At 45.3% G+C, this 15,498-nt stretch carries 10 protein-coding genes and 1 tRNA gene; 9 read left to right on the plus strand and 2 right to left on the minus strand.

All coding sequences use genetic code 11. The features are described 5' to 3' along the window. From D8Y20_RS13750 to D8Y20_RS11555, 7 genes are all read left to right on the plus strand, one after another. A partial coding sequence (locus tag D8Y20_RS13750; protein WP_201265637.1) for a transposase occupies positions 1-618 on the plus strand: 618 nt, incomplete at its 5' end. A 127-nt stretch (positions 619-745) separates the two neighbouring features. Beyond that, complete coding sequence (locus D8Y20_RS11530) at positions 746-1,528, plus strand: hypothetical protein (protein WP_147434072.1); 783 nt, start codon at positions 746-748, stop codon at positions 1,526-1,528. Between the two features lie 122 nt (positions 1,529-1,650). Then, positions 1,651-3,963: a CHAT domain-containing protein gene (locus D8Y20_RS11535; protein ID WP_161957631.1), complete on the plus strand. Its 2,313-nt coding sequence runs from the start codon at positions 1,651-1,653 to the stop codon at positions 3,961-3,963. A gap of 145 nt (positions 3,964-4,108) precedes the next feature. Beyond that, entirely contained in the window at positions 4,109-4,567 is a 459-nt protein-coding gene (locus D8Y20_RS11540; RefSeq protein WP_147434073.1) for a hypothetical protein, read from the plus strand. Next, a complete protein-coding gene (locus D8Y20_RS11545) occupies positions 4,564-10,443 on the plus strand; it encodes a CHAT domain-containing protein (RefSeq protein ID WP_121543867.1) in 5,880 nt (1,959 codons plus the stop codon). Before D8Y20_RS11540 ends, D8Y20_RS11545 begins: the two co-directional genes overlap by 4 nt. 48 nt (positions 10,444-10,491) lie before the next feature. Further along, positions 10,492-10,857: a hypothetical protein gene (locus D8Y20_RS11550; protein WP_121543868.1), complete on the plus strand. Its 366-nt coding sequence runs from the start codon at positions 10,492-10,494 to the stop codon at positions 10,855-10,857. A gap of 151 nt (positions 10,858-11,008) precedes the next feature. Next, the gene (locus D8Y20_RS11555) at positions 11,009-11,605 is read left to right on the plus strand and encodes an adenylate/guanylate cyclase domain-containing protein (RefSeq protein WP_121543869.1); all 597 of its coding nucleotides are present in this window, start codon (positions 11,009-11,011) and stop codon (positions 11,603-11,605) included. A 198-nt stretch (positions 11,606-11,803) separates the two neighbouring features. Here D8Y20_RS11555 and D8Y20_RS11560 read toward each other — a convergent pair. Next, positions 11,804-11,880, minus strand: a tRNA-Arg gene (locus D8Y20_RS11560). A gap of 361 nt (positions 11,881-12,241) precedes the next feature. Between D8Y20_RS11560 and D8Y20_RS11565 the strand changes: the two genes are divergently transcribed. Beyond that, positions 12,242-13,024 (plus strand): enoyl-ACP reductase, encoded by a 783-nt coding sequence (locus D8Y20_RS11565; protein ID WP_121543870.1) that lies wholly within the window; start codon positions 12,242-12,244, stop codon positions 13,022-13,024. Beyond that, complete coding sequence (gene aroC / locus D8Y20_RS11570) at positions 13,024-14,088, plus strand: chorismate synthase (protein WP_121543871.1); 1,065 nt, start codon at positions 13,024-13,026, stop codon at positions 14,086-14,088. Before D8Y20_RS11565 ends, aroC begins: the two co-directional genes overlap by 1 nt. A 48-nt stretch (positions 14,089-14,136) precedes the next feature. On the opposite strand, the gene D8Y20_RS11575 is transcribed toward aroC, so the two are convergent. Next, positions 14,137-15,432: a VacJ family lipoprotein gene (locus D8Y20_RS11575; protein WP_121543872.1), complete on the minus strand. Its 1,296-nt coding sequence runs from the start codon at positions 15,430-15,432 to the stop codon at positions 14,137-14,139. Positions 15,433-15,498: the final 66 nt, after the last annotated feature.

The following is a 15,498-nucleotide window of genomic DNA, read 5'->3' on the forward strand; positions in this document are numbered from 1 at the left end:
TTCTTGTTGTTGCTTCAGGAAGGCATAGTCCGATACGGTCACCGGGTGCATGCTTTTTGCTTGATGACAAACCATATTCACCTGCTCATTCAGGTTGATCAGTCTCCACTCTCCCGAATCATTCAAAACCTTAGTTTCCGCTATACGCGTTATATTAACAGAAAAAAACAAGAAACCGGGCATTTGTTCCAAGGGCGGTATAAGGCGATCCTTGTGGATGAGGATTCCGAACCATCCACGTCAACTATAGAGGGAGTCGCTCAAGCGGAAGTTTCTGAGGAAAAAAAACTCGTTGAACCTCAATCAGAAGAATTAAAAAGTCACAAAGATCTCACTCATATTGATCTGAGAAAGACTAAAGTGAATAGTGAATCAATTGTAAGTGAACCTGATATGTCTCTGTCAAATATTGTCAGAGGGGGTGTTGCGATTCTTTTATCGTTGATAGCTATTATATATGGAGCTGTTGGAGCTGGACAAGGTGTATCTGAGGTGGCCTTTTTTGGATTTGGGCTTTTTGTTTTTTCGATTTCGCTATTTTTTTATAAAAAGGGATGGTGGATTAGAGTGACAGGTGCTATTGGTTTGGCAGTAGCAATGATGGCTGTCCTTATATAAGACTTTTAGGGATGAAAATTAAATAATGATCATACAATGCAAGTTTTAGTGAAAATCGATTATCTATGACTGTCGAGATACGGTACAAGAAAGTAGGAGGGATAAGGGTTTGTTAAGAGGTGTGTTTGTGGCTGTTTTATGGTTGGTGGCATTTCCTGCTTCAGCAGCGGATTTTGGTGTGAACTGGGAACAAGCCAATATCTTTGTGCAGGGCGTTGGCAAGCAGCATCCTAAAGCTAAACATATCAGTTGGCTGTTTGCGCAAAAAGGGGCAAGAGTCGATGCGCAGCGTAACTTTCTGGATACGGTAAAAGAAATTCGTCTGGATAACGACAGCCTTGCTAGAGATGAAATGGTGGAGAGTGATCGGGTCAGAGAGGATGTCAGTGCTCTGGTGAGCGGTTTACATGTAGTCAGAGTTAGAAGGAGAAAGGATTTATCTGTTGAAGTTTTAGTTCGGGTTACAATGGCGGAACTTTTTTCAGCACTTATCCCTGAACAGCGCTTCCGTGAACTGACTGCTGATGTTCAAGCGCAAAAGATGCATGGGGATGAAAGAAAATATAGTGGGGTTGTGATTGATGCAACCGGAGTCTCTTCATTTTCTCCTTCATTGTTACCTTGGATTAAAGGGTTTTCAGGCTCCCGAATTTACCCGAATGCTCAAACACCTTATGACGTTGTTCGGAGCCATATGGCTGTTGCATATGCGTATGATGTGGAATCAGCAATGAACAGGCAGGAGCGCGTTGGTGTTCATCCACTGCTGTTGAAGCTGCCTGCAGTTTCTCAGGGTAGCCGCTCTGAATTACGACTGAATAAATCAGCTACGGAAAAGTTTCTAGCCGCGTTATCTGGTGGCGTGAATCAATCGGCTGCTGTCATTATTGTTTTGGACAGTGCAAACTAATAAAGCAAGAGGGTTCTGGAACAATCCAGAGGCAGAAAGAAAATTGCGAAAAGACCATTTTTGTCCTATAACTGGTAAATGGTATCGGTTGCGCTGAGTTGATGAGTTTGGAGGGAGGGATAATGAGTAAATGGGTACTACTGTTAATGGTTAGTACGCTGCTCTTAAGTGGGTGTGCAGGTCAAAAAGACGCTATCAATTTGGCTTATGGAGACCACTCCAAAGTACGCGTAGGGCATGAAGATCTTAACAAAAAAAATTCTTTAAATTTAATTGCATTGAGTAACTTATGCCGTTCATATTACGTGGCCAAAGATTTCGCTCAATTTAAAATTTGTTCTCAAAGATATTTCTCCAAATTTCCTCGTGATAAAGTGATTCAAAAGAAAACTTTATTTGGTGGGATTCAAAACAATTATGATCAAAACCCTGAATATCACTACCAAATGCTTTCTTCAAATGCTCTCATGAGTTTTGAAGTCGAAGATTACAACAGCTCTATTGAATTTGCTGAAATGGCTGAAAAGCAAGCTATGAAAACTTTTCATGCTGAAGGTGCATTTGCATTAACATCACCTGAAGATGGCCCACTCATGATAAAAGGTATGGCGTTCGCTAAACAAAATAATCGAACCAAAGCGATCAGCATCATAAATGATATGAAAAAGATAACTCAATTTGGGCTACAGAACTGGATAGATAATAACGTATTGTCATCTAGTGCAAAAATTTATTTTGCACTGAGGGATTATAATAAAGCTTACAATGAAATAATCCAAGTTGTTGATACTTTTGATGATAAATTAATTAAGTTTAAAAAAGAAAACACGGCTGAAACTTTACCATTTTATTTACTCCAACGATTTTACATCCATGCAATCTCAGCCTATAAAGTTGGTAAAATAAAAGAAGCATCAGCCAAACTGGAACACTTTTTATCTAGAAAGAATGCAAAGAATTTCACTGGTCTATATTCATTCGCACTATATTACCGTGCACTTATAGATTTAAATGCGAACAAACAATCTATTGCAATAAATCGGTTAATGCTCGCCATCAAACTACTTGAAAAACAACGAAGCAGTATTGCAAATGATGCGTCACGAATTGGTTTTGCCGGTGACAAACAAGAAGTATATTCAATGCTGGTTAAAACGTTGATGGATACAGGTCGATATGATGAAGCTTTTGCTTACGCTGAACGTGGCAAAGCTCGTGCGTTGGTAGATATGCTGGCTAGTAAGCAACAGTTTGGTAGCACCATTTCAACTTCTGAACAAAATAAGCTGTTAGCCCAACTTGATACTGCTGAAGCAAAAGACCTAGTAATTTCAGGTGATACTGAACGATCAACCACTCGAAGTATTGTAATTAAAAACCGTGAAGCATTATCTCAACAAGCTCCTGAATTATCCTCTTTGGTAACGGTTGAAGCACCGGATGTGAAAGAGATTCAATCACTTCTACCCAAGGGTGAAACTCTGATTGAATACTACGGCTCTGGTGATGCTCTGTTCGCATTCGTGGTGACAGCGAATGGGATTCGCGGTGTGAAGCTAGAAGGCAAGGGGCTACAGGCTGATGTAACCGCATTCCGGGAAGCTATCCTTAATCCGAAAGGCAAAGCTTATCAGCAGAGCGGTAAGCGCCTCTACAATCGCTTGATTGTACCAGTGACATCGGGAATCAATACAAAAAACATCACCATTGTTCCACATGGTGCCTTGCACTACCTGCCGTTTGCAGCACTGAGTGATGGCAATCAATTTCTGATTGATCGCTACAAGCTGCGGGTTTTACCATCTGCATCAGTGATGAAGTTCCTGAAACAGCATCAGAACAAGGCGGGTACGCTGCTGGCCTTTGGCAACCCTGATCTTGGTGAAGCCAAATACGATTTGCCCTTTGCACAGAAAGAAGCAGAGAAGATTGCCCGTGAAACAGTAGGTGCGAAATTGTTAGTGAGAGGGCAAGCTACCGAAACCGCTGTAAAAACTTACGGTAATAGTTTCCGTTATCTTCACTTCGCATCCCACGGTACATTCGACGCCGAGAAGCCTCTGAACTCAGGCTTGTTGCTCGCCAAGGATTCACAAAATGATGGCATGCTCACGGTGGGTGAGCTCTACGACCTCAATCTCAATGCCGATCTGGTTACGCTGTCTGCTTGTGAAACAGCCCTCGGCAAGGTTGCCAACGGTGATGATGTGGTCGGCTTCACTAGAGGTTTTCTCTACGCAGGAGCCAGCTCTATCGTATCCAGTCTGTGGCAGGTGGATGATGCCGCCACGAGTGATTTGATGACCGGCTTCTACGCAAATCTTGGCACGACAGATAAACGTTCGGCTTTGAGAAATGCGCAGCTATCTACCAAAGCGAAATATCACCATCCATATTACTGGGCAGCATTCCAGATTACTGGAGCAGTGCAGTAATGATCGTTAACTGTTTACCTCGGATATTGTATCATTGATGTTAACAGGCCATCATTAACAAATGGTGTGTGAGTATAGAGTTTTAGCTTTTTTAGTGGTGTTGCTGGCTTGTTCAGCATGTACGATTCAGCCGAAGGTGGAGCTGGTGAGCGAGCAGACAGCTTTGGAAAAGCAGTTGCTGGGCCGTTTTGCTGAATTGGATGAGAAGGCACTGCTAATCGCTCCCATGCGCCATGGTGCTCATGCTGGTAAGGTGGCTACAGATTATAAGCGTGCTGTTGCTGGGCGCGCTTTTCGTTTTGATGAACTGGATGGCTGGATCAAAAAAGGCTGGTTGCTGGAAGATGAGAGTGGCGTGATCCGGCAGCGTCGTGGGGCGAACGTCACTCTGGTGGGAAAGATGAAGAAGCGATTTGAACGTTTGATCAAGCAGGAAAATGGTGATCGGGCGATGATTATTGATCATGTGATTCATTACAGTGCAGATTTCCATGATAGCGATAAAAGTTCTTTGGCACAGCTATTCCATCAGTTACGTCTTAAAGAATTGCCGACTGGCGCATGGGTTCATGCTGATGGGCGAGACTTTCAGAAAAAGGAATGAGAAAGCTATCGCTACTGATCTGTTTCTTTTTTGCTCTTGTTGGAGTTGCAACAGCCGAGTCCATTGAAAAAAATAGTATCACGATCATAGAAACAGGGGAGGGTAATAGTTTTTCTCCACTACCTTTGCCAGATGGGCGGTTACTTTTTGTAACAGATAGGGCGGATAATCTTGATCTGGCTATCTGGACTCCGAATCAACAGGTTCAAATGTGGGAGCAGCATCCTGCCGATGATAGTGGACCTGCTTTGTTGCCTGATGGTAAAACAGTTGTGTTCATGAGTGATCGTGGGGACACGTATCAAACATGGTGGCAGCGAGCATTATCGAGTGAATCAGCCAAAGCTTTGGCGAAAGCGCCAGAATCCAGACTCGGGAAGTATCATGTCATTCACCCGTTCGATAGCAATGGCGATGGGCAGATAAACAGTCTTGATGCGGGCTGGATAGTGGATACTGCAAATGGTAAACCACTGACGCCATTGTCACTTGATGCTGATGATCCCGTTGTGGGTCTGCAGGGTGTGTTGTGGTTTACCATTCTGCAAGATGGCATACGCCGTATCGCATATATTGCTGCTCCCGATTCTGATATTGAATCTAATTACAAACTTGCGAATTGGTTACAATGGCACTTATTGCAAGGGGTAAGAGATAATGAATCTGATGCTGACCAGCGTGATCTGATCTGGGATGCTGGTATTCATAATCCATCTGTTCGTGGCAGTTCTGAATCAACAGCTCAGGGTAGATGGCAGCAGCTACGCGCTAGATTATTTCATTCAAACACCAGTCTATCCGAAACTAAGGCTATGCAAGGGCTGAGAGATGCGAGTCGCATGCATGACCCTTATGCCGACCGTATGCACTATGATCTGGCTATATGGCTGAAGCGTGTCGGGCGTGGCACAGATGCGTTGCAACAATTAGCACAGATATTCGAACCTGCACTGCGTGAGCGGGGCGGATTGATACGTGCGAATCTGCTAGTTGCATCAGGCCATGCAAAACTGGCGCTGGAGGAGTTGGCAGCAGACGAGTTTTCTGACTATCTGTTTCCTGAGCTTCAATCATTATCCAGTTACGTGCTGCAACAGCTATCCGTGGATCAGCATGAAATAGAAGTACTGCGCCAGTTGTATCAGACGAAATCGGGTGAGAGTCCTGATTATCTTCAATCGCTTTGGCAATTGAGATTAATAGAGCTCTATCTGCAGGGGGGGGCATATGAAGCAGGATTGTTTCTCTGTGGTAAAGCTGTTCACCCGGCGCTTAAAGCTCAACGGAAACAGCTGCGTCTGCAGCTATTAAGCAGTGTGGCTGGCGAAAAAGAGCGGCGGGGTATGTTGAATGAAGCGCTGGACCTTACCAGAGAGGCACTTTCAATTGATATTTTGGATACACATACTGCCCGGCTCCATTTTCTAATTGCATCAAAGCTGGATCGCACTGCGGCAGAGGGGCAGTGGTGGCGTCAACATCTTGGGATAAAACATGGGGCCGAACATGGCTATATTGAAGCATTGATTCTAACTTACGAAGGGCAGTTTAGTAAGGCAGAGAAGCAATTGGTTCACGTGGTGCAGGAGCGTCCGGAATTATGGGCTGCACATCAGACACTGGGTTGGTTGCTGGAAAAAGGTAGTAAAATCAACAGACAGCGGCAGGCCCTTAAATCATACGAAACAGCCTATGCTCTGGCTACAGATCAGAAGGCAGATCAATACGATATTGTTACGCTTCGTAGCAATATTATTAACCTCTCTTTTAATCTGAAATTGTACAACAGACAACTGCAACTGATGCAACTCTGGCGCACAGAAGAGATAGATATAGCGGTTCCGTTCCTGATGCAGGCGGCACGCGCCTGTTTTAAACTGTCGCGCGGCAGCGATGGTTTGGTCTGGCTCGATATGTTGCCTGATAGTTTAAACACAGCAGATAGGAATCTCGCCCTTCGTTTGCGTGCTCTACTGGCCGATCAAAGTGGTGATCATGCATCATCCATTCGTGCCTTAAGCTTGCTTATTGCCGATCCTGACCTTGATAAGTCGTTACGTGTTCGCCTGCTGTTGAGTCGTGCGTTGGCTTATATTCGCACTCAACAACTGGAATCTGCTATGCAGGACTTGAATGAAGTATCCCGATTACCTGCTGTGAGTGATAAAACAGGTCTGCTGCGTATCGATGGTAAGAAACTGCCTTTTGATGCCGCATGGGTGGCTTCATCACTGCAGGCTGAGATGCAAATGCAAAATCAATCGTGGTTTGCATTGGCTAAATCACTGAAACACAAACGTGCCAATAAAGCCGCTTCGGAACGTTTGCAGGGACTAACTTACCAGAATCTTGCCTATGCTTATATCCGGCAGGGAGCATGGATGCAGGCACAAAAACAGCTCGCATCTGCTGAGCTATTGGTAAAGAAGAGTGATACGAAACTGTTCTCTCAACTATTGTGGATGCGCTTGCGTCTTAATGCAGCTTTGGGGCAGGTGATCAGTGAATCTGAGTTACTGTTCCTTGCTGAACAATTTAAAGGTGATCTGAAACGTTCGCTAGAAATAGAGCTGTTAAAGCTATCCCGGGTTGTTGAAATAGCGGTCGATGCAACAGTGCAGAGTAGCATAAGTGATACCCGGCATATCAGGCAGAGCATAGCAGCGTGGAACAGCCTCAGACAAAAATCCGAGCGTGAATACCCGGAGCTTAGTGTCTGGATTGATGTCAATTATTTCAGGTGGCTGCAACTGTATGGCAATGTTGAGGCAATGGCGTTGGTTCAACAGCGCATCATATCGAATAGACAGGCGAATCCTTGGCTGAAATGGTGGTTTGAGCGTACACAGGGTAACAGACAGCAGGGCGATCAACATCGGATTGATACTTTGATTACAGAGACAGACGTGGTTCTTCCCATGCATATGGAGATGTTAAAAGAGTATTATCAAGGTCAAGCCCTTGCCCTTCTTAGACAGAAAAAACAGAGAGATGCTATTCATACCTTATTTGAAGGTGAGCGAAATCTGACAAAGCTGCGTCATCAGGCTGTTAAAAGCAGGCCACTAGCGTCCTCTGCATCACTGGATCGTTTGCGTAGAGCGTTGAGAGCGGATGAAGCGATGCTGCTGATTTGGCCTTCTTCAGCTGGCGAGGAAGAGAGTGAATTATGGTGGATGGATTATGATCACCTGATATACAAACATACCAAAGGTAGTGCGGCCACCGATTGGTATGCAGCTATTAAAGAGTGGCAGGGCGGAAAGAAGCGTTTGTTTGTTAGTTTTGTCAATCCTGCCATAGAAGATTTTGAAGCGTTCCGACAGCTAGTCAACGGACAGGAAATAGTATTGTCACCCACGCTGCTGCATGCCGCAACGATTGGCCGTCTTAGCTCTGATCAACCATCTTTATCAGATGAATCATGGCAGGTTCAGCTATGGCAGCGGGCAGATGCCAGTCTGATGGACTGGAAATGGGAGCTTAAAGCTGGCATGTCATCATATAGGGATAGAGGCTGGACGGCAGCAGTTGATCATTTTGAAAGAGCGATGGTTTCATTGAGTCCTAAGCGGAAAGAAAAACTGTTACAATTAATCGCTAAGGCAGCGCTCAATGGAGGTGTTGAGGAGCGAGCATTATCTATATTTGAGCATCAGAGCAAGCTATCTGACGCTTTGACATTGATGCAGTTGAAACTCAAGGCAACACTGTTGGGTAAACAGGGATCACCGGTCACCTCTGCAAATATCTGGGCTGATTTTTATCAGCGGAGTAAACGCTGGTCAGACCGGGCTACTGCGGCAAATGCTTATGCTTCGATGGCATTGCGTGGAGCTGTGCCTCACGCGCAGGCCGATAAGATGCTTGCCGGAGCAATTTCTGCATTGCCTCTTCAAGCAGAGACAATGCAACTGACGCTGTTGATGAACCGTATGGCCTTAATGAATCGTTTCCAGGTAGAAGGGGGATGGGAGCAGTTTAATATATTAGCGAAGCAGGCCGAACGTCTACTTCAAGGTAAACATGGCAGTTCACGTTTATTGCATCTGAAATTGATGCGTATTGAGGCTGCGTGGAAATATGGTCACTTTGAAGGCTTACTTGCGTCACTGGATCAACTGCATCATCAGATACCAGAGCATGATGCTTTGCGTTTTGATCTGGCTAATCTTACGGCCTTGATTCAGATGTCGATGGGTATGAGAAAAGAGGCAAGTGATAGTTTTTTAGTCGCTCGCCATGCACTTACCTGGGTGGAACCCGCTTTAGTGAGTGAACGGCTGGCTGGCTGGCATAATAATATGGGACGGCTGGAACGATCTGCTGGTGATGAAAGTCGAGCGCTGGCTCATTTTCGTGCTGCTATAGATATTGATCACCGGCGTGGTGACCGGATTGGTCTGTTATATGATTGGAAAAACTTGGCGCGCTTACTGGTGCAATCTGATATGAAACATCGCAGAGAAGGTATGAAGTTATTACAGAAGGGGTTTGAGCAGGCGCAGTTGATGGAAATCCCTCAGTTGGAGCTTGAGTTTATCTTTATGTTGTTGGTGATAGATCAGGATGCGATAGATAAAAATAACAAGCATGAGAAATATTTTGACCGTTTTACCTATTTGATTAAAACACTCAATGATAAGAAAATGAACTGGGCACTGCACTGGCTCAAGGCAGAATCTTATATCCGTCAACATCAGCCGGAAAAAGCGATTGCTTCACTTCAGCGTTCTATATCCATGGTTGTTTCAGATAAGGTACCGTTTTCCCGCGATGATCTGCAATTTCATCCGCTGCGAGTTTTTGAACGTGCGATTGCTCTGCTTATAGAGCGTGATCCTCAACAGGCGCTCAAACTGGCCGAGAAGGCGAATCGATTAAGTCTGAATTACCGTTTTAACAGCTCTAACCTGGAGGCTAACCTGGATGGAGCTATTCCCGATATGCATGGCAGAACCCGTTTGGTCTATTTTAGCGGTGTTAAGCGAAGTTGGTGTTGGATTCTGAATGCCGATGGTATCAAAACGTTGGACCTTAAAATTGGTTATAAAGTGTTGGAAGCGCAATTGGCTAGCCTGAACCGTGCTACTTCAAACAGATTGCCGGTAAAGAGAGCGGCTATGCGTCTGACGAAACAGATATGGTTACCACTCTCAGGCTGGTTGCCTGAGAGTGGTGATATTGAAGTGGTGGCCATTGGACCGTTGGAACGACTCTCTTTTGCGATGCTTATAAGCAAAGGGCAGTGGCTGCTTGATAAGTATGCATTCAGTTACCCTTTATCTCTTTATAGCGGCTCTTCTAAGGTCTTCGCTACAAGTCGAATGGCATTAGTCTCACATATAGGAAAAGCTGCACAGCCTTTACTGCTAGCTTCGCAAGAAGTTGAGGCGGTTAACGATTTTAGCCACCTGACGGGTGATCGCATTTTCAATCCAACTGAGGATTCTTTTATTACCCAATCCAATCGTTATGGGTGGGTACATCTGGCAAGTCATATTGGTGTAGCAGACAATCAGCCTCGTTTTTCCTACCTTGGTCTTGAACAAGGCGATGGTGGGGATGGGCAATTGCATGTTCACGAACTGCTAAAACAGAAATGGAAGATGAACACTATCGTATTAAGTGGTTGTGGTAGCAGTAGTGGCGAGAATCCTTTTGCTCAGGCTTTCCTGCTTGCAGGAGTCAATCAGACCGTTACTAATATCTGGAAGGGGAATGATCTATCGCTTTCGTTGTTGATGAAGGGATTTTATCGCCAGCTGGAGAGTACGCGCTCTGTTACTAAAGTATTACAACTCTCTCAACAGTGGATGCGAAAACGCCATCCCGATCCTGTAGATTGGGCAGGAGTAAGAGTGAGTTATCATTGATGTTAAGATAAGTGTTGGGTACTTTCAAATTATTGGTGGGGCTAAATCATGATGGCATTGTTTAAAGCTGTTCTACCGGCTACATTTATATTGGTGGTGTTCGTTACGGTGCTATTGCTGCAGCATCCAAAGGCTGCAATTTATGCGGACTACGTCAGTTTGATGGAGTCTACTGCAGTTCAGAGAGTTCTTCATGACCCTAATCTCACGCATGAAGAGGCAGACCTTAAAGCGATGGAGCTTATAGAGAGTGTCGTTAGTTTTGTGTCTTCACCTTATAGTCTTGATCGTAAGCTTCATCGATTGGATATGAATACATTGAAGCGTATTGCACCTCAAGTTATTGCCCTGCAGCAGGCGGGTGAAGATCTAGAGTCATATGTCATTATTGATGCAAAGGTGGTGCCTGAGTAACAGACTTACGACTTAGATTAAGGGTGATTGTAGACTGTTCAACCTGAAATTATACCGTAAAAATAGACATGTAGCGCATGTTTGGGTAATGTGGTTTTGTATCATTGTTCATGGTTATCATAATTGCTTTATATTGATAAGGAGTAGGTTGATGGAAAAGTCATTAATGGATGTGATGAATGACTATCTTAATCAAGGCATTGATCCGACAAGCAGAGAGGCGGAGATATGGCGGGAGTTTGGTAAACGATTTGCTATCCTCGTCATTGATTCCACTGGTTTTACCCGGACTACGAACGAGTTTGGTATTATCTACTTTCTCTCTAAATTGGCACAAAAAAGAAATATCACCATTCCTATCATCCAAGCATATGACTGTGAAACTTATATTACTGAAGCAGATAGTTTGATTGCGTTGTTCCCAAATGTGAAAAGTGCATTTAATGCAGTGTTGGAAATTAGCGATGCCCTGAAACAAAAAAAATTAATGCTGACACCGGATGAACCATTTCGAATCTGTGCGGGTATTGGTTATGGTGATTTGTTGGTTACAGGTGAACACGGGGCCTTCTTTGGGCCAGAAATGAATATGGCCTCAAAGCTCGGAGAAGATACTGCTGATGCTGACGAGTTAATGTTAACTGATAGTGCATATGCAGAACTGGATGCAAAAGCTCAGTTGAGCTTCAAGAAAGGTTCAAGTCATGCATCTGGAAACGATATTCCATATCATATTATGCAAATGTAAGCATTAGAAGCAGAGTCTTAACATGCCAGTTTTTTTGTTTTAATAACTAATGATGGGCACATTGGCTAATACTCACTTTTACGAATAGAGAAATATCACCAATGTGCAGTTGGGCACGTGATGGGCACAGCTTGGGCACAAGATACTATCCGATATCTGTGCCCAATGTTGGCTGATAGTCAATTTGACTAAGGAAAATGGCGCACCCTACAGGATTCGAACCTGTGGCCTGCAGCTTCGGAGGCTGCCACTCTATCCAGCTGAGCTAAGGGTGCATGTTTATAATATATAAGAAATGAAAGGGTGCTGGTCGATGCTATTGTTTAACGGCTATAGAATAACTCAGTATATCTTCAAAATCTCACGTCGAACCCTAATGAGGGTAAGAGAAAAATGATACTGCCTCGTTGAATGGGTAAATGATTGTAAGCCTGTCAGGGCACAACCCTGATGACCCTAGCCCTCCGAAGCCGAAGGCCAGTGGTTCGAATCCACTAGGGTGCGCCAATTCTTCTACTTTGAAAGCGTCCATAATACCGATGAAAGGGATGCGCATTGTTTATACATGGCGCATGTGCGTGCGCTTTGGCAAGGCTGCTGATAATATTGCTCTCATCAAGAGTAAGGGAGTCTGGAGTGGGAATTCTGCAAGGTAAGAAAGGTCTGATTCTTGGCGTTGCCAATGATAAATCGATCGCTTGGGGTGTAGCACGCGCTGCCCAGCGTGAAGGGGCGGTGCTTGGCTTTAATTACCTTGGGGATCAGATGGAAAAACGCGTGCGGCCGCTGGCTGAGAGTGTCGGTGCAGAGATTATTGCGCCGATGAACGTCTCTGAAGAAGCCAGTATGGATGCTTTCTTTGCCCAGGTAGCGGATACATGGGGGGAGCTTGATTTTATTGTTCACTCCATCGCCTATGCCAATAAAGATGCCTTGCGTGAGCCATTCTCACAAACATCTCGTGAAGATTTTCATCTGGCTCTGGATGTGTCTGCATACTCATTTATTGGCTGTGCCAAACGTGCAGCTCCGATGATGAAAACTGGTGGCAGCATGGTGACCATGAGTTATCTGGGGGCTGAACGCGCTGTACCCGGTTATGGCACGATGGGTGTCGCAAAAGCGGCACTGGAAGCATCAACACGATATCTGGCGGCTGATCTTGGCCCACAAGGCATACGTGTAAACTCTCTTTCAGCGGGCCCAATCAGAACATTGGCTGCATCGGCAGTTGGAGATTTCCGTAAATTGATGGATAAAAGTGCCAGAGGCTCCATGCTGAAACGTAATGTGGGTCAGGAAGAGGTGGGTAATACCTGCGTGTATTTGTTGTCCGACCTTTCATCCGGTGTGACCGGTGAATTGCATTATGTAGATGCAGGCTTCCACGTTGGTGCCGGCGACCCGGGTGTAGCATAATGTCCGGTTCTTCTATGGGGCACATTTTTAAACTCACCACTGCTGGCGAGTCGCATGGCGCTGCTTTATTGGGCATTGTTGAGGGCTGCCCTGCCGGTCTTGAACTCAGTGAAGCAGATATCCAACCTGATCTGGATCGCCGCAAACCCGGCCAATCCAAGTACACTACACAGCGCCGTGAAGCGGATGAGGTGGAAATTCTCTCCGGCGTGTTTGAGGGCAAAACGACAGGCTGTCCGATCGGTCTGCTGATCCGTAATACCGATCAACGCAGTAAAGACTATTCTGAGATCAAAGATAAATTTCGTCCGGGACACGCGGATTTCACCTATTATGAAAAATATGGTTTGCGTGACTACCGTGGTGGCGGCCGCTCTTCGGCCAGAGAAACTGCGATGCGTGTTGCCGGTGGTGCGATTGCCAAAAAGTTTTTACAGGTCTCTGCCGGTATTTCGATTCTGGGCTGGGTTGATCAAATCGGGCCGGTGAAGTCCGACCCTGCCAAATTCGATGCGATAGAAATTGCTAATAATCCCTTCTTCTGTCCGGATGCTCAGGCCGCCAAAGAGATGGCTGAATATATGGATAAACTGCGTAAAACAGGCGATTCGATTGGTGCCGCTGTCACGGTCGAAGCACATGGCATGCTTGCCGGTTTGGGTGAACCTGTATTTGATCGTCTGGATGCCGATATTGCTAAATCACTGATGAATATCCCGGCTGCCAAAGCGGTTGAAATTGGTGATGGTTTTTCATGTGTGGAGACCAAAGGCTCCGAGTTTGGTGATGCGATACGCGCATCAGGTTTTCAGAGTAACCATGCAGGGGGTATTCTGGGTGGTATTTCCAATGGGGATAGCATACGGGCCCGAATGATGCTCAAACCTACATCATCCATCCTTCAATCACGTCCCACCATTGATATTCATGGTGATGAAACCGAAATTGTTACCAAAGGTCGGCATGACCCATGTGTAGGTATTCGTGCCGTTCCGATTGCAGAAGCGATGTTGGCTCTGGTTTTGGCCGATCATCTATTAAGGCATCGTTGCAGCCGTATTTAAGCCTTTTGCTACTCTTGAGCGCGTGAATAGATTGTTTGTTCGCGCGCTTTATTTCGCTTTCGTTACTTCCAACCAGGCATTGCTTAGCCCGATAGTGGATCTGAGCATCTTCAGGCGGGCAAGTGCTTCGGCTCTGTTGTGATGTTTGCTGGCGAGAAGCCTGTACCACACATGCTGTTTAATGGTCACCGGTACGATAGTCGTTTGAATATCAATTTTGGCAAAATGTCCTTGTTCGGAGGCCGCTTCAACTTCTGAATAGTGAGAAGAGAGATAGATGGAGTAGTTTGCCTGCCCTGATGGTGTGGCTGTTGTATGGTGTTCGGTATTTGCTGTTGCGGTTATTTGATCGTGGCTATTTTCATTTACTATTTCACTGCCTGCAGCGGCTACGATTGTGCTATTGGCGTTTGTTGGTGTCATGTCTGCAGGAGCGGCATTGTTCAGGCTTATTCTGGTTTTCATGCTTGAGTTCATCTCGCCAGTTTTATCGGCACTGTGCTCAATCTTAGTATTTTTATTGGCGTTTGTTGGTGTGTCAGTTGCGTCTATATTATCTAGCTCATCTGTGAACTCATCTGCGCCCTGCGTGTTATCATTACCCTCTTCTAAATCAAAATCATCCTCTTCCCAATCATCATCTTTATTGACTGCCGGTGCAGGAGGGTGCCCGTCATGAATCAAGAAGTTCCGGTTCTGACGATAGGCTTCACGCGTGAATACGTAAGGATCAAGTGCCAGCTCATCGCGCATGGATGATGCATCTAACAGTTGTGCACGTTTATCAATGTATTTAAGTGCTGTGACAGGAATAGTTACATAAGGAGCAATGACCAGTCCTGCCCAGAATAGCGGGTCGGTAGCCGTAGCGGTGATAAAATCAGGTGTGTTGCGTAATGAGTTCGGCCCTAACAGCGGGTAAACAATATAAGCTCCCTGTGAGACACCCCAGACTGCCAGTGTTTGACCAAAATCTTCATCATGACGTTCAAACCCCATGGGGGTTGCCACATCAACCAGCCCACCAATACCCAGAATAGTGTTTATCAAAAACCGCATGAAATCCTGTGATCCTTGTGCACCCTTACCCTGTAAAAAACCATTCAGCACCGTATTCATATAGGTGGCATTGTCATAAAAATTGGATACTGCCGTACGCATAGGTTTGGGGATAGCTGCGCTGTATCCCTGTGCAAGGGGCTTTAAAGTGACACGGTCAATGCTGTCGTTGACCGTATCTGTTGCCCGGTTCACCGGTTGGATAGGGTCATGACTATTTTGTGTGGTGGCACAGGCGGAGAGCATCAATGCCAACAGTAATACCAGTATGGAAGTTGATTTCATGAGCCTATACTATGTCGTTGAAAGATAATTGCACGATCAACGGAGTCTTTTCTTTTTCGGCTTCGT

Origin of the sequence: Mariprofundus sp. EBB-1, from assembly GCF_003665155.1 — a bacterium.
In the GTDB taxonomy this organism is placed as follows: Bacteria; Pseudomonadota; Zetaproteobacteria; order Mariprofundales; family Mariprofundaceae; genus Mariprofundus.